Here is a 19,042-nt window from a genome sequence, read left to right on the forward strand (position 1 = left end):
TGGCCCATGGCTGTTTTGGACATGCTGGAGCTGCATCAATTCCGCCATTCCGCCTTCTGCCTCAAGGTGCGGATGGTGTTGCAGGCCAAAGGACTGAGTTTCCGCACCGTGGAGGTGACCCCTGGCGTTGGGCAGGTGGCCGTGTTCCGGCTGTCCGGGCAACGGCAGGTGCCTGTGCTGGTGGATGGGGAGCAGGTGATTGCCGACTCCAGTGCCATTGCGCTGCACCTGAATCGGCGTGAGCCCGACCCCGCTTTGATGCCGGCTGATCCACGCCAGGCTGCCCAGGTGCATCTGTTGGAGGACTGGGCAGATACCACCCTGGCGATGGCAGGTCGCTCGTCCCTGGTGCAGGCCGCGGCATTAGACGCCGAGCTACGTGTTGCACTGCTGCCCGACGATCTTCCCGATCCCGTGCGTTCGGTGATGGGTGTGATCCCCGGCGGTTGGGTCAGCAACATCACCGAGTTGGTCAACCAGAAGGAACGCACCGAGCTTCTTGCCAGCCTTGAGCAGCTCGCCGCCTCGGTGCAAGCCAGCCCCTGGTTGGTTGGCGACAGCCTCACCCTGGCCGATATCGCCGTGGCAGCCCAGCTGTCGCTGCTTCGCTTCCCCTCGTCCGCGGGTTCGGCCCTGGCTGGCAAGGGTGTGCCGGGGTTGAGCGATCACCCCAAGCTGCAGTCGCTGTTCCAATGGCGTGACCAGCTTGAACTCAAATTGATGGAGCGGACGCTGGAAGAGGTGTGAAGCGCAGTTTGTAGTGGTGCTGAGCAATGGCCTGATCCCGCAGGCTTTCGCCTGGGGAGGCATAGCGCCCTTGCCACTGCTCAGCGCAGATGTCTTCGCCGCAGCGGCTGTAGCGGCTGAGGGTTTCGATTCTGCTCAACCGCGGAGGTCCTGGGGTATGCAAGATCTGCAGCACCAGTTCGTCGGCCAGGAAAGTCTCTGGGTTCGGGCTCTCCTGGCGGCGGCCCGTCACCGTTGTCTCCAGGAACAGGTCGCCTTTCAGTCGAGCGATCTGGCGATTGGCGGAGTCGGGGTCTTCCTCGACCCCCAGCAGCTGCTTCCCGAGCAGGGCTCGGCCAATGGCTGTGGCATTGAAGCTTCGATCGCCGATCAGGCGACCGCGTTGGTCGGCCTGGAACCGTGCCTGGTGGAGCAGAGCTGGATCGCCTGGGGCATCCAGATCAACGCTTTCCACTTGCCAAAGCCCCTCAAACCAGTCGGGATAAACCAGGTCGTCCCGATTCGAGGGCCGCGGCAACGGTGCCGGAAGGCTCCAATCGGGCCAATTGTTCAGCCGGTGCTCAAGGCTGCCTTGAGCCCAGGCGGGGCCGCCACTGAGCAGGATGGTGAGGCCGATCAGCAGCATCCACAACCGCCGTTCCATGTCTGATCCCCTGATCCGTGCCCTTGATGACTATGTGGTGCTGGAGCCCGGCAAGCCGGAGCAGCTGCTCAGCGCTGCAGACACGTTGACATGGCTGAGCGGTTGGTTGCGCTCGCTCGATCAGCTGCCGGCCGATCTTGCCGATCAACCAGATGTTGAATCAGCTGCTCAGCGTTTGATCGACACGGCCTGCGATCTGGAGATCAGCCCCGGGGTGACCTTGCAGTGGTTTGCAGTACGGCTGGAGCCGCCAACGGTTTGATTTCAGTCCATGCGGCGCTGGGTCGGATCTTTCAGCAGGCTCGGAAGCAGCTGCAGAATCCCATCGGCAACCGCGTCCGGGGTTTCGTCGTTGATCACCACCGTGAGATCGGCTTCGGCATAAAGGGGCTGTCGCTTGTTCAGCAGCGCCTTGAGGTCGGCTTCTGGGTCGGCGGTCTGCAACAGCGGACGCACCGTGCTGTCGGCTTTAAGGCGTTGCATCAACTGGTCGGGGACCACATCGAGCCAGATCACGATGCCGCTGTGCAGCACCCCCCAGTTCTCCGGTTGGGTCACCACACCACCGCCGGTGGCCACCACCAGCGAGTGGCGCTGACTGATGGCATTGAGCACCTGGCTTTCCAGGCTGCGGAAGCCTGCTTCGCCATCCCGCTCAAAGATTTCCGGGATGCTGCAGCCCGCTGCCTGTTCGATCACAGCATCAGCATCGACAAAGCCGTAACCCAGGCGTTCGGCCAGAGGCCGTCCGGTGCTGGTCTTGCCGCTGCCCATCATTCCCACCAAGTAGAGGCTTCGCCCGCTCAGTCGCTGCTTAAGGGTGGGGGTGGAATCCGCCATGACTCGGAATCGGCATTAGCTCATTAGGATGCCTCGCGGCCGGAACGTCACATGACTGAAATGAAGTCACCAGCGCGGCACGGCCAAGGTCGTGGCTGTGTCATTACCCGGCGGGCCTGTTTCAGCGCCAGCCATCGCTATTGGCTGCCGGAGTTATCCGCCGATGACAACGCCGCCCGTTTTGGGCCCTGCGCTTTGGCACCAGGTCATGGTCACAACTATGAACTGATCGTGTCCATGGCCGGCGGACTGGATGCCGACGGCATGGTGCTCAACCTCTCGGAGGTGAAGCACGCCATTCGTAACGAGGTCACCGGCCAGCTCGACTTCCGCTTCCTCAATGAGGCCTGGCCGGAATTCGATGTGTCCGGTCCTTCCGGCTGTCTCCCCACCACTGAGGCCCTGGTGCGGGTGATTTGGCAGCGCCTCAGCCCGCATCTGCCGATTACGGCTCTGCGCCTCTACGAACAACCGGGCCTTTGGGCCGACTATCTCGGACATCCCATGGACGCCTTCCTCACCATCCGCACTCACTTCGCTGCTGCCCACCGCCTGGCTCGCCCAGAGCTCAGCCAGGAGGAAAACGAAGCGATCTACGGCAAGTGCGCCCGCCCCCATGGCCATGGCCACAACTATCTGGTGGATGTGACCGTGCGCGGTGAGATTGATCCCCGCACCGGCATGGTCTGCGATCTGTCCGCCCTGCAACGCCTCGTGGATGATCTGGTGGTGGAACCTTTCGATCACACCTTCCTTAACAAGGACGTGCCGTTCTTCGAAGAGTGTGTGCCCACAGCTGAGAACATCGCTTTGCACATCACCGATCGTCTCTCAAGCCCGATCAAGGCGATTGGTGCCAGCCTGCACAAGGTGCGGCTGCAGGAAAGTCCGAACAATGCGGCTGAGGTCTATGCCGAAGCACCGCAGTTGGAGATGTCACCGGCTGCACTCGATGCAGTGGCGGCCGTCTGACTGACGGCTTGACGCCCCAACCCCCCACCTCTCAATGCCCCACGGTCCGGCTAGTGCTGGCCATCAGCCTCGACGGCCGCTTGGCACCGCCTCAAGGCGGTGCTGCCCAGCTGGGTGGAGCCGGAGACCGGCGTGCTTTGGAGCAGGCACTGGCTTGGGCAGATGCCTGCCTGATTGGCGCTGGGACCTTGCGCGCCCATCAGTGCACCTGCTTGATCCGTAACCCTCAGTTATTGGAGCAGCGCCTGCAGGAGGGGCGACCGGAGCAGCCGGCCGCTGTGGTGGTCAGCCGATCGCTCGGCTTCTCGCGCACTTGGCAGTTCTTTGACCAGCCACTTCAGCGTTGGCTCTTGGCTCCGGCACCCATGCATCAGGGCTTTGATCGTTGGTTCCCTTTGGCGCCAACCTGGCCGGAGCGGCTCCAAGCGCTGGGCGCGGCTGGGATTCAGCGGCTCGTGCTTTTGGGTGGCGCTCAACTCACCGCAGATCTGCTGGCAGCGGACTGCGTCGATGCTCTCCAGCTCACAGTGGTGCCCCAGCTCCTTGGCGGTCCCTTCAGCTGGTTGCCACTCACGGATTCGCCATTGCCTGCTTCTTTGGTGCAACCGGGCGCCTGGCAGTCCGATGGCGTTGAGGACCTCGGTCACGGGGAGTGGCTTCTTCGCTACCAGAGGATCCGCTAGGGAACTTTCCTGAGCCTTTAATCAGTCCGTAGTTCTCTCTGGTTAAGGTCATCAGCGATGGCCAATGACACCGTCTGAATGACGTCACTCACGGCCCGCTGGCATCGCTCCATCAACGAGATCACTGAGCAGCAGTGGAACAGCCTGGTTGGAGACGATGCCATCCCCTTTTACCGCTGGAGCTGGTTGGAGGCCCTGGAAAGCTCCGGCAGCACCATCCCTGATCAAGGCTGGCAACCCTTGCATCTGGCCCTCTGGCGGGATGACAGTCCGATTGCTGTGGCCCCTCTGTTCCTGAAGGGGCACAGCTATGGCGAGTTTGTGTTTGACCAGACCTTTGCGCGCCTCGCCGTTGATCTGGGCTTGCACTACTACCCCAAGCTGCTTGGGATGAGCCCGGTCAGCCCCGTGCTGGGGTATCGCTTTCATGTGCGGGCTGGAGAAGACGAGGCTCTGCTCACACGGGAGCTGCTGCGGGCGATTGATCGCTTCTGCGAACAGAATGGCATCCTCAGCTGCAATTTTCTCTATGTGGATCCGCAGTGGCGGCCCCTGGCGGAAGCGGGAGGCTGCGCCGCCTGGCTGAACCAGCAGAGCCTCTGGAGCCGAGGCGATGATCAGAGCTTTGAGGACTACCTCAAGGGCTTCAATGCCAACCAGCGCCGCAACATCAAGCGGGAGCGCAAGGCCGTAGCCAAGGCGGGAATCACGGTGACGCCGCTCAGCGGAGACCAGCTCGATCTGAAGCTGCTTCAGACCATGCATCGCTTTTATGAGCAGCATTGTGCTCGCTGGGGACCATGGGGCAGCAAATATCTGGAGGAGGGGTTTTTTGAAGCGCTGGCACGGCTGCACCGCGATCAGCTGGTGCTCTTCTCAGCCCACCGCGGTGATCCTCACGATCCGGTCGCCATGTCGATGTGCGTCCAGGACGGCCGTCAGTTGTGGGGCCGGTATTGGGGCAGCAACGAGGAAATTGATTGTCTCCACTTTGAAGTCTGTTACTACGCCCCGATTGAATGGGCCCTGGCCAACAACATCACCAGTTTTGACCCTGGAGCCGGTGGCAGTCACAAACGTCGCCGGGGCTTTGTGGCACGCCCTCACGCCAGCCTGCACCGGTGGTACCAGCCCCAAATGGATCAGTTGATCCGCACCTGGTTGCCGAAGGTGAACGGCCTGATGCTGGAAGAGATCGAGGCCATCAATGCGGAGCTGCCCTTCAAAGCAGAACCTCCTGCCTTGGCTTTGTAGGTTGAAGGCATGACCACAACCCCTGAAGCACCGGCATCGACCGCCGCCGCGATGGATGCCCTGGATCAGCGCCTGTCTCAGCGTTTCATCGCCTTGGACCCGAGCGGATATTTCCTGATCAAGCTGGATCGTGATGCGGCCGAACTGGTGCTGGAGCAATACGGCAACACCATTGATGACAAAGGGCTGGCCAGAGATTCCGACACCGGTGAGGTGTTGCGTTGTGACGGGGCAAATGCCCCCCGGCGGCCCTCAGCGATCTATCGCGGCCGTACAGCCAAACAGCTCGGCATTGATCTCACTGAGGGGGATGAGCCTCATCCGCTGAGTCGTCTCGATCACGCCCTTTATCTCGGGCGAGAGTTGCAGAAGGCCGAACAGTGTCTCCGAGACGGCACGGACTATGTGCAGGACTGAGTTTTAAACGGGTTGTAATTCTTTTGGAGTGGTGGGTTCTTCAGGCGGCAAGGATTCCAGCTGCTCGCGGATTTCCTGCTGAACGATCGAGCGGTACTCGAGGAAGTGCTCGTTGTGGGCCAAAACGACCAAAAACTGCTCCAGCAGAGCAGGGTTATGGCGGGCCATCCCAAACATGTATTTCCAGAAACGACTGCGGGTATCGCGTTTGATCCCCTGACGCCAGACCACGGTGCTCAAAGCCTTGATATCAATCCACGTCGGAAGCTTTGCGGCAGCTTTCCAGCGGGGGGCACCCATTTTCAGGTAGTAGCTGTAGACCCGATCCATGTAGGCATTGGGTTCGTAGAGCGCGCAGAAGGCTTCCACGTACTCGTTGGCGATGTCTCGGATCGGTCGGGTGGGTTCGAAGTTGAGCAAGTTGGTCTGATTCACGCCCTTGGCGGCATCTTCTCCCTGAATCAGCCGACCTTCTCGCTCCAGCCGCGCCCATAGGGCTGTCTTGGGTAAGGCCTGAAGCATGCCCATCATCGCCGCGGGAATGCCCGTGCGGGTCACAAAGTCCACGATCCGGCGGCCTGCTCCATCCTTTTCGCCGTCAAAGCCGATGATGAAGCCAGCCATGACTCGGATGCCGTTCGCCGTGATCCGGTCAACAGCAGCATCGAGCGGGTTGCGCGTGTTCTGCACCTTGCGGGCTGTTTCCAGGCTGGCTTCATCTGGAGTTTCGATGCCCAGGAAGACGCTTTCGAATCGCGCATCGTGCATCATCCGCATCATCTCGTCGTCGTCGGCCAGGTCCACGGAGGCTTCAGTGGCGAAGCTGAACGGGTACCCCCGCTCCTCCTGCCACGTTCGGATCTGCGGTAGCAGCAGCTTGGCGTTGCGCTTGTTGCCGATGAAGTTGTCGTCTACCAGGAAAATTGAACGCCGCCAGCCCAGGTCGTAGAGGTACTGCAGCTCTGCCACCAATTGCTCGGGGGTTTTGGTTCGAGGTTTGCGGCCGTAGAGAACGATGATGTCGCAGAACTCGCAGTTGAAGGGGCAGCCGCGGGAGAACTGAACGCTCATCGAGTCGTAGGCGTCGAGCTGCAGGAGATCGAAGCGGGGAATCGGTGTGGCGGTGACGTCCGGCTTGTCTCCCTCTGAGGTGAAACGACCCTGGGTATCGCCCCGTTCCAGGGCTTCCAGGAACATCGGCAGGGTGATTTCTCCCTCATCGAGGATCTTGAAATCCGCCAAATCCAGTTCGGGTGCATCCGGTGTGGAGCTGGCGAATGGGCCCCCGATGGCCACCGGCAGACCCCGCTGCTTGGCCTTGCCGATCTGCACGGCCATGTCGTCCTTCTGAACGATCATTCCCGAAATGATCACCAGCTCGGCCCAGCTCCATTCTTCCTCTGTCACCTCCCGCACGTTGCGGTCCACCAGCTTCATCTCCCAGTCCTGGGGCAGCAGCGCTGCAACAGTCACCATCCCCAGGGGAGGCAGCAACACCTTCCGATTCACCAGCTCAAGAATCTTCTCGTAACTCCAGAAGGTCTTCGGGAACTCGGGGTAAACAAAAAGGGTGCGCATGGCGTCGGGCGTTGATGGATGGACGTCCGGTTGGCCCGGTTGGAGATACCTCTCAATCGGTATCAGCTATTCACAAACCCTAAGCGCATTGGCCTGAACCCAGGCCAATGTCTGATCTAATAGTGGTCACCTCAGTACTTGCACATGGGCGTCGGCATCTATCTCGGCCTGGTTGGTTCCGGTCTGGTGACGGCTTTTGTGCTCACCAAGATCCTCAAGGGAATCAAGCTCATCTGAGCTGTTCCAGACGCTTCGCTCCTCGTTTTCGCATCCAGAGCACAGCCACAGCAGCGCTGAGGCCACCGGTTAGGGCGAAGCTCGCCGACAGGCTGGTGGTCTTCACCAGCAGGGCAACAAGCAATCCACACATGCCGCCTCCGCCCAGGAAGGCGATCTGGCTCAGTCCAGCCATGCGGCCGCGCATCACCTGTGGTGAACCGATCTGACTGATCAGGTTGCAGCTGCTCAGCAGTCCGGCGGTGCCGGCGCCGATCAGGAAGGCCATGGCCAGGCTGAATCCTGGCCCGGGTGTGCGGGCCATCCCCAGCTGGGCCACAGCGGTGACCAAGCCGAAGCTCCCGAGGGTGAGGAACGGGCGCCGGCAGAAACGTTGGCTGTTGCGTTGCAGCACCGCGCCGCCCACGATGCTTCCGGCGGCCAGCACGCTGGTGAAAAGCGCCAGGTCTCCAGGATCGGGTCCCAGCATGCGATCTGCAATCAATGGGGCCAGTCCCGGGTGGTAGAACCCGATCAGACAGAGAACGGCGGTGAAGCTGAGCACCCCCTGTAGGGTGCTGCCGCAGTGGCGCCAGGCATTGAGCAAGCTGGCGTCCTGGCCGCCGCCGCTGCGCACCTCCTGATCCCGATTCGGACTGAGCAGGAACATCACACTGGCGATCGGCAGCAGATAGCTGGCCGCATCAATGCCCAGGGCCCAGGCCGGGCCTGTGGCCACCAGTAACCAAGCGCCGATTGGGGGGCCCACCAGCTTGCCCACGTTGAACACCACCGAAAAGCTGGTGAGGTAGCCCGCCAGCTGCCCGGGTTGCTCGACCAGGATTGAGCAGTACTTGTTGCGGGCTGTCAGCTCATAGGCGCCGGCGATGCCCACCAGCAACGTGCTGCAGAGCAGCAGCAGCACCTGGGCCGTGCCTTCCAGCAGGGGGATGGCCAGCGCCCCCAGGACTGAGGCGGCCAGCAGCGCCCATTGCGCCTGCACCAGCACCCGTTCACAGCCCACCCGGTCGGTGCGCACCCCTGCCGGACCACTCACCAGCAGGGTGGGCAGTGACAACGCAGCGAAGTTCAATGCCAGCACGAAGGGATCCACCTCTCCTTTCATCAGGATCCAGCCCTTGGCGGTGATGCCGGCGAACGAACCGGCCGTGCTCACGCCGGAGGCAATCAGAAAAAGCTGGCGTTGCTGCTCGGCCTGCAGTTTGAAAAGGGTCAACCCTGGCGTCTCGCTGCGGCCACCATGGCGCGGGCACCGACAATCCGCCCGCTGAGGTCGTAGATGTCAGCACCGGTGATCTCCACCGGCATCAGGCTCCCCGGTGCGGCCTGTTGACCATCGGCGCCGGGTTGCACCCGCACTTCGCCGTCCACTTCTGGAGCAAAGCGGGCGCAGCGACCGATCATCTCGCCGGTTTGCGGGTTGTGTTGTTCGATCAGGACGTCCACGGTGCGGCCCACCCAGCGACTGTTGCGTTCCGCCGAAATCGGTTGCTGCAGCGCCATCAGGGCATCCTTGCGGGCCTGGGCCACCTCTGGATCGACGTGATCGGGCAGGTCGGCTGCTGCGGTGCCGTCCTCTGGCGAGAAGGTGAACACTCCAACATGATCGAAGCGCTGGCGCTCGAGGAAGCCCATCAGGTGCTGAAAATGCTCCTCGGTTTCGCCTGGGAATCCCACGATCAACGTGGTGCGCAGCACCGCGTCGGGGAGTTGCTCGCGGATCTGATCCAGCAGGCGGTCGTTCACATCCGCTTGCCAGGGGCGGTTCATCGACCGCAGCACCTCTGGATGGCTGTGCTGCAACGGCAGATCCAGATAAGGCACAACATTCGGCACGTCCCGGTATGCCGCCAGCACATCCGGTGTCAGGCCGGTGGGATAGGCGTAGTGCACACGGATCCAGGGGATCTCCACTTCCCCTAGGGCACGAAGCAGCTCCGCCAGCTTGGGTTTGCCGTAGAGGTCGAGCCCGTAGTTGGTTGTGATCTGGCTGATCAGGATCAGCTCCTGCACTCCCTGCTCAGCCAATTGGTGGGCTTCAGCCACGATCGATTCAATGGGCCGGCTGCGCTGATCTCCCCGCAGCTTCGGAATGATGCAGAAGGCGCAGCGGTAGTCGCAGCCTTCAGCCACCTTCAGGAAGGCCACTGCCTGATCGGTGGTGCGCTGGCGCGCTAGATGTTCATCGCCCACAAAGGTGGGCACAGCGCTGACTTGGTTGACCCGCTCCCCTGCTTCCACCCGCTGCAGCACGTCAACGATGTGCTGGTAATCGCCGGTTCCCACAATGGCCTTGGCTTCCGGAATCGACTCCAGTAATTCCTCCTGGAAATGCTGGGCCAGGCATCCCGCGATGATCAGCTCCTTGCCCTGTTCTGCCAGTCCCACCAGGGTTCGCACCGATTCCTCGCGGGCGTCCTGAATGAAGCTGCAGGTGTTCACCACCACCACGGCGGCATCGTTTTCATCGGTGCTAACGCCATAGCCCGCTTCCGCCAGCAGCCCCACCATGTGTTCGGTGTCGACCCGATTCTTCTCGCACCCCAGGTGGGCGAACGCGACCGTCGGTTTTGTCGGGGTGCTTGTCATCACGTCGCCGGCAGGCCATCTCTCAGCCTACGAAGCGGCTTGATCACGCTGGAACTGACAGAATTCGAATACTTGAAGATCAAGGATGGGCACCACCCGTCTCGTTAGCCGTCGACGCCAAGATTCAGGCGCGAAATGGGCCCGCATCGCCATGGCGGTGCTGGCCACTGCTGGGCTGATCGACACCGGTTCGATCACCCTCAAGCGCTGGGGCCTGCTTGGCAACCTCACCTGTCCGATGGGGGCTGACGGTTGCGACAAGGTGCTCAACAGCGCCTGGGGGACGGTCTTCGCTGAGATCCCTCTTTCGCTGATAGGAGTGCTGGCCTATGGCGCGGTGCTCCTGATGGCGCTGCTGCCCTTGTTGCCAGGTCTGCAGGAAAACAAGGCCGACCTCTCGCGACGCACCTGGTGGGGCCTGTTCACGGTCTCCCTAGCGATGGCCGTCTTCAGCGGTGTGCTGCTGGGCGTGATGCTGCTCAAGATTCAGGCTTTCTGTTTCTTCTGTGTTCTCTCCGCGGCGCTGTCCCTGGCTTTGTTGGTGCTCTCCATCATTGGAGGCGGCTGGGAGGATCTGGGGCAGCTGCTGTTCCGCGGTGTGCTGCTGGCCCTGGCCGTGCTTCTGGGGGGCTTGATTTGGGCGTCGGTGGTCGATCCCAATCGGCCCGAGACCGTGGCCAGCGGCACCGGCGTTGCCCCGCTCGTCACGACCGAGAGCACACCTGCGTCGATCGCCTTGGCCGAGCACCTCACCAGCAGTGGCGCGGTGATGTATTCCGCTTACTGGTGCCCCCATTGCCATGACCAGAAGGAGCTTTTCGGCAAGCAGGCTTCCGATCAGCTCAAGGTGGTTGAGTGCGCGCCTGATGGTGAAAACAATCAGGCTGACCTCTGCCGCAGCAAAGGATTAGAGGGCTTCCCCAGCTGGGAGATCAATGGCAGCGTCGACTCCGGCGTGAAAGGGCTCGACACCTTGGCGGAACTCAGCGGCTACGACGGCAACACCGACTTCTAAATCAAGGGCGCACGGCTCGGGTGAAGATGCCCTGCTCTCGTTGCTGCCTGGAATGCTGCCGCCATTGCGGCAGCGGCGCGGGAGCATCGCTGCGGTAATGACCGCCTCGGCTTTCGCCGCGAAACAGGCAGGCCTCCAGCATCAGACGGCTGGTTAAAAGCCGGTGGTGCAGATCCAGCAACAGGTTCAGATCGCGTCGGCTGCTTTCCGCCAGCAGGCGAGGGGCACAGGGGTCCGCTCGCAGCAAGGCCTGAAGCAGAGGCTGCTGTTCCAGGTGCTGTTCGTCCTCCTTGACCTTGGTGAGGGCCTTGCGCAGTCCGGAGGCGGACCGCTCCACACCCGCCCGCCGCCAGCAGAGTTGTCGCAGCTGTTCGATCGCGTCGATCAACTGCGAACTACTGCTCCCGTCCAGGTCGAGCTCGAGGGGTTGGGCTGTGCCGTTGGTAGGTGTCGGCAGGGCTGGCCCGAGCTCGATCTCCTTGAGTCGATTGGCGAACACCAGGCACTCCATCAGGGAGTTGCTGGCCAGACGGTTGGCCCCATGCAGGCCGGTGCAGGCCACCTCCCCCACGGCATAAAGCCCCGGCAGTGTGGTGGCGGCCTGCAGATCCGTGGCGACTCCTCCCATCCAGTAGTGGGCAGCCGGGGCCACGGGAATCGGCCGTTCCAAGGGATTGAGTCCGAGTTCATCGCAGCGGTCCAGGATTGTTGGGAAGCGTCGCTCCGCTTGGTCGCGCGGGATGGCGGCGAAGTCCAGCCACATCTGTTTCACCTGCTGCCGCTGCATGGCTTGCATTAAGGCCCGGCTCACCTGATCCCGCGGTGAGAGGTCGCGTTGGCGCAGATGGGCCACAGGGCTGCCCCCGAGGGAATCCACCAGCACTCCACCTTCGCCGCGAACGGCTTCGGAGATCAGAAAACAGGGGGCGTCATCCAGGCGGATGGCCGTGGGATGGAATTGCACGAACTCCAGATCTTCCACTGCAGCCCCCGCTTGCCAGGCCAGGGCGATGCCTTCGCCGCAGGCCTGGGCAGGATTGGTGGTGTTGGCAAACAGATGGCCTCCCCCGCCGCTGGCCAGCACGACAGCGCGGGCTTCGATGCCGTGAAGATTCGCCCCATCCAGCACCTGCACGCCGCAGCAGCGCCTATCGCGCACCAGCAGCTGGGTCACCCGGACGCCGCGGCGGTGCAGCAACCCCGGCCGTTGCTCGACACGATCCCGCAGCACATCCACAAGAGCCCGTCCGGTTTGGTCCTGCACATGCAGGACTCGCCTGTGGCTGTGGGCTGCTTCCAGGGTGGTGGCAAGACCGTCTTGATCCCGGTCAAAAGCCATGCCCAGTTGGTCAAGACGATCCACGCAATGGGGTGCCTCCTGCACCAGCAGTCGCACCGCATCGCCATCACAGAGGTCAGCTCCTGCCAGAAGGGTGTCCTCGGCATGGCTGTCGGCGCTGTCTTCCTTCCGGGTCACCGCGGCGATGCCGCCCTGGGCCCAGCGGCTGGAGGAACGCCGCCCCGTGTTGCGGTTGAGAAGTAAGACCTTCAGCTCTGGGGGTAGATCGAGGCAGGTCATCAACCCAGCTGCCCCGGCACCGATCACCACCACGTCCCAGGGACCTGAGGGGATGGGATCAGAGCAGCGGGGCTGTGCCATCACGGGGACAAAAAAACCGCCGGTGGTCCGGCGGTTCAAACAATCACAGTCATTGTGACGGGGTTAATGGATCAGCGGTACTGACCGTCATTGATGCGGTCGTCGCCCTCATTCAGAGCAATGGAGGGAGGAGTGACAGTGAAATTGTCGCGATACTTGGCGAAGAGCTCTTGCTGACGATCAGTCAGGTCGAGAGACAGCACGTCGTCAACGCTGTCGTATGGGCCGCCAAGAACAATTTTCCCGGCCATGGTCGGATACATGCCAGGAAATTGCTGGAAGCGACGCACGGAGGAGTTGTTGAGGTCGACCTTGCCTTCACGTTCAGCAATCTTGTCGTCCACAACGTTGCGGATCTCGTTGCCGGAATACTTGCTGCGAAGGTCGTCGTCGGCATAAACGCTGTTGGGAAGCACAAGGCCTGCCATCAGACTTGCCATCACCAGTGCGCCGGTCAGCCAGCTCAGAAGCCGCTTCATCTCAACTCTCGATCAGGGGTCAGAACGGGACGACCGGCGTTGCCGGCTCGGGAAGACTACAAGTCGTTGCCCCTTTAAAGCCTCTGATTTGCAGCAGCTTTTGCAGTTCGTTTCACTCGATCAGCCCGCTGAGCCCGGGCTGCAGCAACGCCGAGAGCAGGAATAATCCGTCTACCCAAAGGGTTGTGATCAACACAGCAGCTGCCATGGCTCCGGTCTCACCGTTGGAATCGTTGCCATTCGTGTTCAGGCGACGTCCAACGAATAGGACGATCGCAGCAGCAATCATCAGGGTGACCATGGGCAGGGGCTGAAGCAAATGCAGCCCTGCCTGATGCAGCAGTAGAGGAGCCTGATCCAGGGAAGCGGTCACGACTGGCGGCCAGAACTGCATCACGCCGGTGGCCGCCATGGCCAGGTCTGTGCAGGCTGTACCCAATAAAGATGACAAATAAAACGTTGCCGCCAGCCGCCAGCGGCCCTGCAGGCCACCCAAGGCAACAGGCAAAGCGAAGGCTTCGACGGGCAGGTGCAGCACGGGATGGGCCCGCAGCCAACCCCAGAAAATGCAGCCCGCAAGCCAGCTACCGCTGAAACCAACGAGAAGGGAACCCAGGTCGGATGCCGTCTGGGAGCGGCTCTGATGCAACACCAGGCCGGCTGCAATCAGAACACCCGTGAAAAGGGTTGCTGAGAAAGGATCCAGGCGAACCCAAGGTGCCTGCAGAAACACAGGCAGCACCACCATTGCTGCAGCGATGCGCGCGACCGGAAAGGACCACGACCGAGCGGAGGCTGAGGTTTGCCAGGTGCCGCCGATCAAATCCTTTTCATGAAGAAAGTCACGGAACCTTAGAAGACATCTTCAAGTGACGCGGCCGACATCCCTGCCTTGCGGGCCGGGGATACCGTCAAGGCGACATCTGTTGTCTCGATGGCGGACCCCTCTGCATCCATAACCCTGCTTGAGGCCTGCTGGCGTGATCTGGTGCTGGGAGTGGTGCAGGGACTCACTGAATTTCTGCCGATCAGCAGCACCGCTCACCTAAAGGTGGTGCCTGTGCTCTTGGGTTGGGGCGACCCTGGCGTTTCCGTCACCGCCGCGATTCAACTGGGCAGCATCGTTGCGGTGATCGCCTATTTCCGCAGCGATCTCAGCCAGGTGCTGCGGGGAATCAGTCGTGCCATTCGCCATGGCCAGTGGCGGGAGCCAGAGGCACGTCTTGGACTCGCCATGGCGGTGGGCACCCTGCCGATCCTGGTGGTCGGGCTGGGCATCAAATTCTTCTGGGCTCAGGGTTACGAACAGTCGCCCCTACGCAGTGTTCTTTCCATTGCGATCGTCTCGATCGTGATGGCTTTGTTGCTTGCTTTGGCGGAACGGGCTGGAACCCGTCGCAGGCAGCTCCCGGATGTTTCAGGGCGTGATGGCTTCGTGGTGGGCGTGGCGCAGGCGTTGGCCTTGATTCCAGGGGTGTCCCGTTCTGGCAGCACCCTCACAGCTGCCCTGTTCGATGGTTGGCAGCGGGGCGACGCCGCACGCTTCTCTTTCCTGCTCGGCATCCCCGCAATCACGATTGCGGGGCTGGTGGAACTCAAGGATGCTCTGGATGCCAGTGCTGGTAACGGCCCCCTCCCGTTGTTGGTAGGCATTTTTTCAGCTGCCTTGGTGTCCTGGCTGGCGATTGATTGGTTGCTGAAGTTCCTCCAGCGCCACAGCACTTGGATCTTTGTTGCCTACCGGCTGCTCTTCGGTCTGCTTCTGCTGGTCTGGTGGGGCGCTCACGGCGCACACTGAGTTCAGATGAAGTCGGCTTGTGTGGAATGAGCCATCCGCTGGAGTTGCCGTAGCAGCTCTGGATCCAACCAGCAGTGGCCGCCAGCCTCAGCCTGCTGTGGTGGCCTCCGTAGAGGCCGGCTCGATCGGGGAGGAGTTGGGTTTTGAGCCGGGCGATCAGTTGCTCAGCATCAACGGCATTCGACCACGAGATCTGATCGATTACCGCTACCTCTGCGTGGATGAGGAGCTTTGCCTTGAGGTGCGTGATGCAGCTGGTGCTCTGCATCAGGTGGAGTTGGAAAAGGAGGCTGATGACGGTCTTGGCCTGGCCTTCACCGAGGCCCTGTTTGATGGCTTGCGTCAGTGCAATAACAATTGTCCGTTCTGTTTCATCGATCAACAGCCCCCAGGCCGGCGCGACAGTCTTTACCTAAAAGACGACGATTACCGGCTGAGCTTTCTCTATGGCTCCTATCTGACCCTCACCAATCTGGGCGAGGCCGATTGGCAGCGGATTGAGGAGCAGCGTTTATCTCCCTTGTTTGTATCGGTGCATGCCACGGAGCCCGACCTGCGCTCCCGGCTGCTGGTGAACCCGCGTGCTGCCCAGGTGATGGATCAGCTCGCCTGGTTTGACCAGCGTGATCTGCAGATTCATGCCCAGGTGGTGGTCTGCCCAGGGCTTAATGACGGTCCTGCACTGGAGAGGACCTTGGACGACCTGGCGTCCTTCGCGTCTGGCCCCTGGCCGGCGGTGTTGTCCGCAGCGGTTGTTCCGGTGGGGCTTACCCGGTTCAGGCCGGCTGAAGATGGCCTTGTTCCTGTGGATCCGGCCTGTGCCCGGCAGGTGATTGCCCAGGTGGAACCCATGCAGCAGAACTTCCAGGCGGCCTTGGGCACTCGCTTTGCTTGGCTCTCGGATGAGTGGTACTTGATGGCTGGGTTGCCGTTGCCGCCTCGGGATGACTACGAGGATCTTCCGCAGCAGGAGAACGGTGTGGGCAGCATTCGAGCCTTCCTCGAAGCTCTGGATGCCGCGACTGAAGACCTGCCCAGAGCGGTTCCGCAGCCCCGTCGTTGCAGCTGGGTGGTGGGTCAGATCGTCGCACAGGCATTGCAGCCCGTGGCCGAACGGTTGAATGGCGTTGATGGTGTCGAGTTTCACCTGATCGGACTGCCGAGTCCCTATTGGGGGCAGGACCAAGTGGTGACCGGACTGTTGACAGGTCAGGATCTGCTCAGTGGGTTGCAGGGGCGAGATCTTGGCGATGAGCTGCTGCTGCCGTCGGTGATGTTGCGGCAGGGGCAGCCTGTGTTCCTCGATGACATGACCTTGGAGGCCCTAGCCGCGCAGCTGCCGGTCCCCATCCGGATTGTGCATGGGGCGGCTGACGTCGTGGCCTCAGTTTTGAGTGCCGTAGGAAAAAGTCCCTAAGCTCCGCCAAAGGTTTTTGATTGCTGTGCGCCGGATCACCGCGGGTATTTGTCTCGTTGCGGGCGTCGTCTCCACCGGTGTTCCCTCTGCATTCAGCCAGGAGACTGCGCAGTCTGAGTCGGCATTGGTTGACCAGAACACGCTTCCCGATGCGATCGATTTGAAGGGTGCACGCCCCAAGGCTGATCCATCTGTCGTAGCTCCGGCTCTCGACGTCTTGCCGCCTCCCCTCGTTCCTTTGGCTGCTCCCCCCAGCCTGGCGCTCCCTGATGCGCCGGCTCAGGTGCGCATTCATGAGCTGCGTCCTCTCACCCTGGAGGAGGCTCTTCAGCTCGCTGAGTTCAACAGTCCGAAGCTCAAGGCTGCTGCCAGTCAGGTTGATCAGGCCAAGTCTGCGCTCCGCGCAGCAATCGCAGCTTGGTACCCCACCGTCGACCTCTCGGCCAGTGGGCTCCCCGAATATTTCAAGTCGTACTCCTATCGAAATCCCGACTTCGTCCCGGATCGGGTCGTGCAGAAACCCTCACCTCGGGTCAACCCCATCACCGGTGAGGAGACGAAGGTCAACCCCAATACCGGTGAGGAGTACACCCGCCCTGTGACACGGGATGGATTCAATGAGAGGTATGGCCGCGAGTGGCGGGTCAACGTCAGTCTGCAAGTGAGCTGGGATCTGATCAATCCTGCACGGGTTCCCCAAATCGCTGCATCTCGGGATCAGTTTGAGCGGGCCCGCGATTCCTATCTCATTGCTTTGCGAGATCTGCGTCTCGACTCAGCAACTGCCTATTTCAATTTGCAAGAAGCTGATGAAGGTGTACGCATTGGCCAAGTCTCGGTGCAGGCTTCGTTGGTGAGTTTGCGTGACGCACGGGCCCGCTACAACGCTGGTGTGAACACCAAATTGGAGGTTTTGGAGGCAGAGACTCAGTTGGCTCGCGACCGCAATCTGCTCACGACCCGTTTGGGTGAGCAAAGCGTTTCTCGTCGTCGGTTGGCATCCCTGCTCGATCTTCCACAGGATGTCACTCCAACCGCAGCGACACCTGCTCGCCCATTGGGCTTATGGGAGCCAACTCTGGAAGAGAGCATCGTTGCTGCTTACAACTATCGCGAGGAGCTCGACCAGTTGATCCTCGATATCTCGATTAACAACAGCCAAGCGAATGCATCTCTCGCAGCTGTTCAACCCGTTCTTCGTTTCGTCAATTCCACCACGGTCACGCGAAATGAGGGCCAGACCGGTCAGACGTCACTCAGTGACATTGATATGGGTGACTTCACTTATAGTTATCAGAACGCCACCGCGTTGAGGGCAACCTGGCGTTTGTTTGACGGTGGTCGTGCACGGGCCGATTACCGGCGCTCCAAGCAGGCGGCAGACGAGAGCCGTTTCAATTTCGCGAGAACCCGTGATCAGATCCGGCTCGAGGTGGAGGACAGCTTCATTGGTCTGAGAACAGCCATTCAGAGCATCGACACCACATCTAGCGAGGTTCTTTCATCGAAGGAATCCCTGCGTTTGTCGCAGCTTCGGGTCCAGGCTGGCGTCAGCACCCAGCGGGAAGTGGTGAATAACCAGCGTGATCTCACCAACGCTGAGCTGCGATATGCCGGCGCAATTCGCGAATACAACACCAATCTGGCTCAGCTGAGGCGCCGAACAGGCTTGGATGCCTTGGTGGCCTGCAATGCGGTGTCTCTGCCTGCTACCAAACCTGAATCCGATCAACAATCGATTCCCATTGAGCCAACCCCGCTCAAGACCGCCTGTCCATCTGTGGGTTCGGCGGGTGCGGCGGTGAATCAGACTGAGAGCAGTCCTGTTCAGCCTCTGTGGTGACCTTGGTGCTCAGTGACGATCAACTGAGCTCCGTTCATCTGCTGCTGGATCGCATTCGTGCTCGTCAGCTGCAGGATTTTGGCCAGATCGGTTCCGATGTGAAGCCGGATGGTTCCTTGATTACCGACTGCGATCGCTGGAGTGATGCCGCTCTGGTGGAGGGGTTGGCCAGCATTGCCCCAGGGGAGGGCGTCCTCAGCGAGGAGGGATCCAAAACAGTCCCAGCCACGCGCGCCTATTGGGTGGTGGATCCCCTGGATGGGACCACCAATTTTGCGGCAGGCATCCCTTATTGGGCGATTTCCGTGGCGCGCTTCGTGGATGGCCGTCCCAGTGAGGTCTTTCTCGATGTGCCAGCGCTGGGGCAACGTTTTGTCGCCCTGCGTGGCCGCGGTGCCACGCGCAACAACCAGCCGCTGTCGGCAGAGACCAGAGCCTTGGCAACCAGTGCCTGTGTTTCCCTCTGCAGCCGATCGATTCGAGTGCTGCAGCGCAAACCCGATCAGCGCTTCCCCGGAAAGATTCGTTTGCTTGGTGTCGCCAGCCTCAATCTGGTGAGTGTGGCGATGGGGCAGACCATCGCTGCATTGGAGGCCACTCCCAAAATCTGGGACTTGGCGGCAGCCTGGTTGGTGCTGGACGAGCTGGGTTGTCCGATTCGCTGGTTGGATGCGGATCCAGCCCAGCTCTCTCCAGGTGAGGACGTTGCTGAACGCGGTTTTCCCATGCTGGCGGCCGGTTCATGGGCCCATTTGGCGCGTTTTCTTCCCTGGGGAGAGGCTCTGGTCCAGCGCTGAAGCGTGTTGGTTGCAATGGTGTGAGCTGTGGTGTTATGGTTTTGTCTTGCGCGGGAGCCGAGAGGCGAGCGCG

20 protein-coding genes are annotated in these 19,042 nt (G+C 61.3%); 12 read left to right on the plus strand and 8 right to left on the minus strand.

The annotated features are described in order from the left end of the window. Nucleotides 1-21: 21 nt before the first annotated feature. On the plus strand, nt 22-747 hold the full coding sequence (locus DXY29_RS12690) for a glutathione S-transferase family protein (RefSeq protein ID WP_115025440.1): 726 nt from the start codon (nt 22-24) through the stop codon (nt 745-747). Here DXY29_RS12690 and DXY29_RS12695 read toward each other — a convergent pair. Next, entirely contained in the window at nt 713-1,390 is a 678-nt protein-coding gene (locus tag DXY29_RS12695) for a DUF6816 family protein (protein WP_115025421.1), read from the minus strand. The two genes, DXY29_RS12690 and DXY29_RS12695, sit on opposite strands and share 35 nt — an antisense overlap. Between DXY29_RS12695 and DXY29_RS12700 the strand changes: the two genes are divergently transcribed. After that, nucleotides 1,389-1,652: a chlororespiratory reduction protein 7 gene (locus tag DXY29_RS12700; protein WP_115025422.1), complete on the plus strand. Its 264-nt coding sequence runs from the start codon at nt 1,389-1,391 to the stop codon at nt 1,650-1,652. The two genes, DXY29_RS12695 and DXY29_RS12700, sit on opposite strands and share 2 nt — an antisense overlap. Before the next feature lie 2 nt (nt 1,653-1,654). On the opposite strand, the gene DXY29_RS12705 is transcribed toward DXY29_RS12700, so the two are convergent. Next, the gene (locus tag DXY29_RS12705) at nt 1,655-2,230 is read right to left on the minus strand and encodes a shikimate kinase (protein WP_115025423.1); all 576 of its coding nucleotides are present in this window, start codon (nt 2,228-2,230) and stop codon (nt 1,655-1,657) included. A 51-nt stretch (nt 2,231-2,281) separates the two neighbouring features. On the opposite strand from DXY29_RS12705, the gene DXY29_RS12710 reads away from it, so the two are divergent. The 4 genes from DXY29_RS12710 to DXY29_RS12725 all read left to right on the plus strand — a co-directional run bounded on the left by DXY29_RS12710 (nt 2,282) and on the right by DXY29_RS12725 (nt 5,556). Continuing rightward, nucleotides 2,282-3,202 (plus strand): 6-carboxytetrahydropterin synthase, encoded by a 921-nt coding sequence (locus DXY29_RS12710; RefSeq protein ID WP_115025424.1) that lies wholly within the window; start codon nt 2,282-2,284, stop codon nt 3,200-3,202. 8 nt (nt 3,203-3,210) lie between these two features. After that, nucleotides 3,211-3,885, plus strand: a complete 675-nt coding sequence (locus DXY29_RS12715) for a dihydrofolate reductase family protein (protein ID WP_115025425.1) — start codon at nt 3,211-3,213, stop codon at nt 3,883-3,885. Between the two features lie 78 nt (nt 3,886-3,963). Continuing rightward, nucleotides 3,964-5,139, plus strand: a complete 1,176-nt coding sequence (locus DXY29_RS12720; protein WP_115025426.1) for a GNAT family N-acetyltransferase — start codon at nt 3,964-3,966, stop codon at nt 5,137-5,139. A 9-nt stretch (nt 5,140-5,148) separates the two neighbouring features. Beyond that, nucleotides 5,149-5,556, plus strand: coding sequence for a DUF4346 domain-containing protein (locus tag DXY29_RS12725; RefSeq protein WP_115025427.1), 408 nt, complete (start codon nt 5,149-5,151; stop codon nt 5,554-5,556). Nucleotides 5,557-5,559: 3 nt separating this feature from the next. On the opposite strand, the gene DXY29_RS12730 is transcribed toward DXY29_RS12725, so the two are convergent. Further along, the gene (locus DXY29_RS12730) at nt 5,560-7,134 is read right to left on the minus strand and encodes a B12-binding domain-containing radical SAM protein (protein WP_115025428.1); all 1,575 of its coding nucleotides are present in this window, start codon (nt 7,132-7,134) and stop codon (nt 5,560-5,562) included. A gap of 144 nt (nt 7,135-7,278) precedes the next feature. Here DXY29_RS12730 and DXY29_RS12735 point away from each other — a divergent pair, with 144 nt between their 5' ends. Beyond that, nucleotides 7,279-7,371 (plus strand): cytochrome B6, encoded by a 93-nt coding sequence (locus DXY29_RS12735; RefSeq protein ID WP_115025429.1) that lies wholly within the window; start codon nt 7,279-7,281, stop codon nt 7,369-7,371. Here DXY29_RS12735 and DXY29_RS12740 read toward each other — a convergent pair. Further along, a complete protein-coding gene (locus tag DXY29_RS12740) occupies nt 7,364-8,587 on the minus strand; it encodes an MFS transporter (RefSeq protein ID WP_115025430.1) in 1,224 nt (407 codons plus the stop codon). The two genes, DXY29_RS12735 and DXY29_RS12740, sit on opposite strands and share 8 nt — an antisense overlap. After that, nucleotides 8,584-9,960 (minus strand): 30S ribosomal protein S12 methylthiotransferase RimO, encoded by a 1,377-nt coding sequence (rimO, locus tag DXY29_RS12745; RefSeq protein ID WP_115025431.1) that lies wholly within the window; start codon nt 9,958-9,960, stop codon nt 8,584-8,586. The genes DXY29_RS12740 and rimO overlap by 4 nt, the downstream gene beginning before the upstream one ends. 85 nt (nt 9,961-10,045) lie before the next feature. Here rimO and DXY29_RS12750 point away from each other — a divergent pair, with 85 nt between their 5' ends. After that, nucleotides 10,046-10,975 carry a vitamin K epoxide reductase family protein gene (locus DXY29_RS12750; protein ID WP_115025432.1) on the plus strand — a complete coding sequence of 310 codons (930 nt, stop codon included), beginning with the start codon at nt 10,046-10,048 and terminating at the stop codon, nt 10,973-10,975. A 1-nt stretch (nt 10,976) separates the two neighbouring features. Here DXY29_RS12750 and nadB read toward each other — a convergent pair whose 3' ends face one another. The 3 genes from nadB to DXY29_RS12765 all read right to left on the minus strand — a co-directional run bounded on the left by nadB (nt 10,977) and on the right by DXY29_RS12765 (nt 13,937). Further along, nucleotides 10,977-12,635: an L-aspartate oxidase gene (gene nadB / locus DXY29_RS12755; protein WP_115025433.1), complete on the minus strand. Its 1,659-nt coding sequence runs from the start codon at nt 12,633-12,635 to the stop codon at nt 10,977-10,979. Nucleotides 12,636-12,706: 71 nt separating this feature from the next. Further along, nucleotides 12,707-13,114, minus strand: a complete 408-nt coding sequence (gene psbU / locus DXY29_RS12760) for a photosystem II complex extrinsic protein PsbU (RefSeq protein WP_115025434.1) — start codon at nt 13,112-13,114, stop codon at nt 12,707-12,709. Between the two features lie 112 nt (nt 13,115-13,226). Then, entirely contained in the window at nt 13,227-13,937 is a 711-nt protein-coding gene (locus DXY29_RS12765; RefSeq protein ID WP_115025435.1) for a DUF3120 domain-containing protein, read from the minus strand. Nucleotides 13,938-14,048: 111 nt separating this feature from the next. On the opposite strand from DXY29_RS12765, the gene DXY29_RS12770 reads away from it, so the two are divergent. From DXY29_RS12770 to DXY29_RS12785, 4 genes are read left to right on the plus strand one after another with little or no spacing between them, the layout of a single operon-like run. Beyond that, on the plus strand, nt 14,049-14,912 hold the full coding sequence (locus DXY29_RS12770; RefSeq protein WP_115025436.1) for an undecaprenyl-diphosphate phosphatase: 864 nt from the start codon (nt 14,049-14,051) through the stop codon (nt 14,910-14,912). A gap of 19 nt (nt 14,913-14,931) precedes the next feature. Beyond that, nucleotides 14,932-16,329, plus strand: a complete 1,398-nt coding sequence (locus tag DXY29_RS12775; protein WP_115025437.1) for a TIGR03279 family radical SAM protein — start codon at nt 14,932-14,934, stop codon at nt 16,327-16,329. Nucleotides 16,330-16,354: 25 nt separating this feature from the next. Then, the gene (locus DXY29_RS12780; protein ID WP_115025438.1) at nt 16,355-18,172 is read left to right on the plus strand and encodes a TolC family protein; all 1,818 of its coding nucleotides are present in this window, start codon (nt 16,355-16,357) and stop codon (nt 18,170-18,172) included. Continuing rightward, nucleotides 18,166-18,969 (plus strand): inositol monophosphatase family protein, encoded by an 804-nt coding sequence (locus DXY29_RS12785; RefSeq protein ID WP_115025439.1) that lies wholly within the window; start codon nt 18,166-18,168, stop codon nt 18,967-18,969. Before DXY29_RS12780 ends, DXY29_RS12785 begins: the two co-directional genes overlap by 7 nt. Nucleotides 18,970-19,042 lie beyond the last annotated feature (73 nt).

This window comes from Synechococcus sp. UW69, from assembly GCF_900474185.1.
Lineage (GTDB): Bacteria > Cyanobacteriota > Cyanobacteriia > PCC-6307 > Cyanobiaceae > Parasynechococcus.

Bases quoted from the DNA above. Each gene is read 5' to 3' on its own strand.
- DXY29_RS12690 (WP_115025440.1), top strand. From the start codon at position 22: ATGCTGGAGCTGCATCAATTCCGCCATTCCGCCTTCTGCCTCAAGGTG.
- DXY29_RS12700 (WP_115025422.1), top strand. From the start codon at position 1,389: ATGTCTGATCCCCTGATCCGTGCCCTTGATGACTATGTGGTGCTGGAG.
- DXY29_RS12695 (WP_115025421.1), bottom strand. From the start codon at position 1,390: ATGGAACGGCGGTTGTGGATGCTGCTGATCGGCCTCACCATCCTGCTC.
- DXY29_RS12705 (WP_115025423.1), bottom strand. From the start codon at position 2,230: ATGGCGGATTCCACCCCCACCCTTAAGCAGCGACTGAGCGGGCGAAGC.
- DXY29_RS12710 (WP_115025424.1), top strand. From the start codon at position 2,282: ATGACTGAAATGAAGTCACCAGCGCGGCACGGCCAAGGTCGTGGCTGT.
- DXY29_RS12720 (WP_115025426.1), top strand. From the start codon at position 3,964: ATGACGTCACTCACGGCCCGCTGGCATCGCTCCATCAACGAGATCACT.
- DXY29_RS12725 (WP_115025427.1), top strand. From the start codon at position 5,149: ATGACCACAACCCCTGAAGCACCGGCATCGACCGCCGCCGCGATGGAT.
- DXY29_RS12730 (WP_115025428.1), bottom strand. From the start codon at position 7,134: ATGCGCACCCTTTTTGTTTACCCCGAGTTCCCGAAGACCTTCTGGAGT.
- DXY29_RS12735 (WP_115025429.1), top strand. From the start codon at position 7,279: ATGGGCGTCGGCATCTATCTCGGCCTGGTTGGTTCCGGTCTGGTGACG.
- rimO (WP_115025431.1), bottom strand. From the start codon at position 9,960: ATGACAAGCACCCCGACAAAACCGACGGTCGCGTTCGCCCACCTGGGG.
- DXY29_RS12750 (WP_115025432.1), top strand. From the start codon at position 10,046: ATGGGCACCACCCGTCTCGTTAGCCGTCGACGCCAAGATTCAGGCGCG.
- nadB (WP_115025433.1), bottom strand. From the start codon at position 12,635: ATGGCACAGCCCCGCTGCTCTGATCCCATCCCCTCAGGTCCCTGGGAC.
- psbU (WP_115025434.1), bottom strand. From the start codon at position 13,114: ATGAAGCGGCTTCTGAGCTGGCTGACCGGCGCACTGGTGATGGCAAGT.
- DXY29_RS12770 (WP_115025436.1), top strand. From the start codon at position 14,049: ATGGCGGACCCCTCTGCATCCATAACCCTGCTTGAGGCCTGCTGGCGT.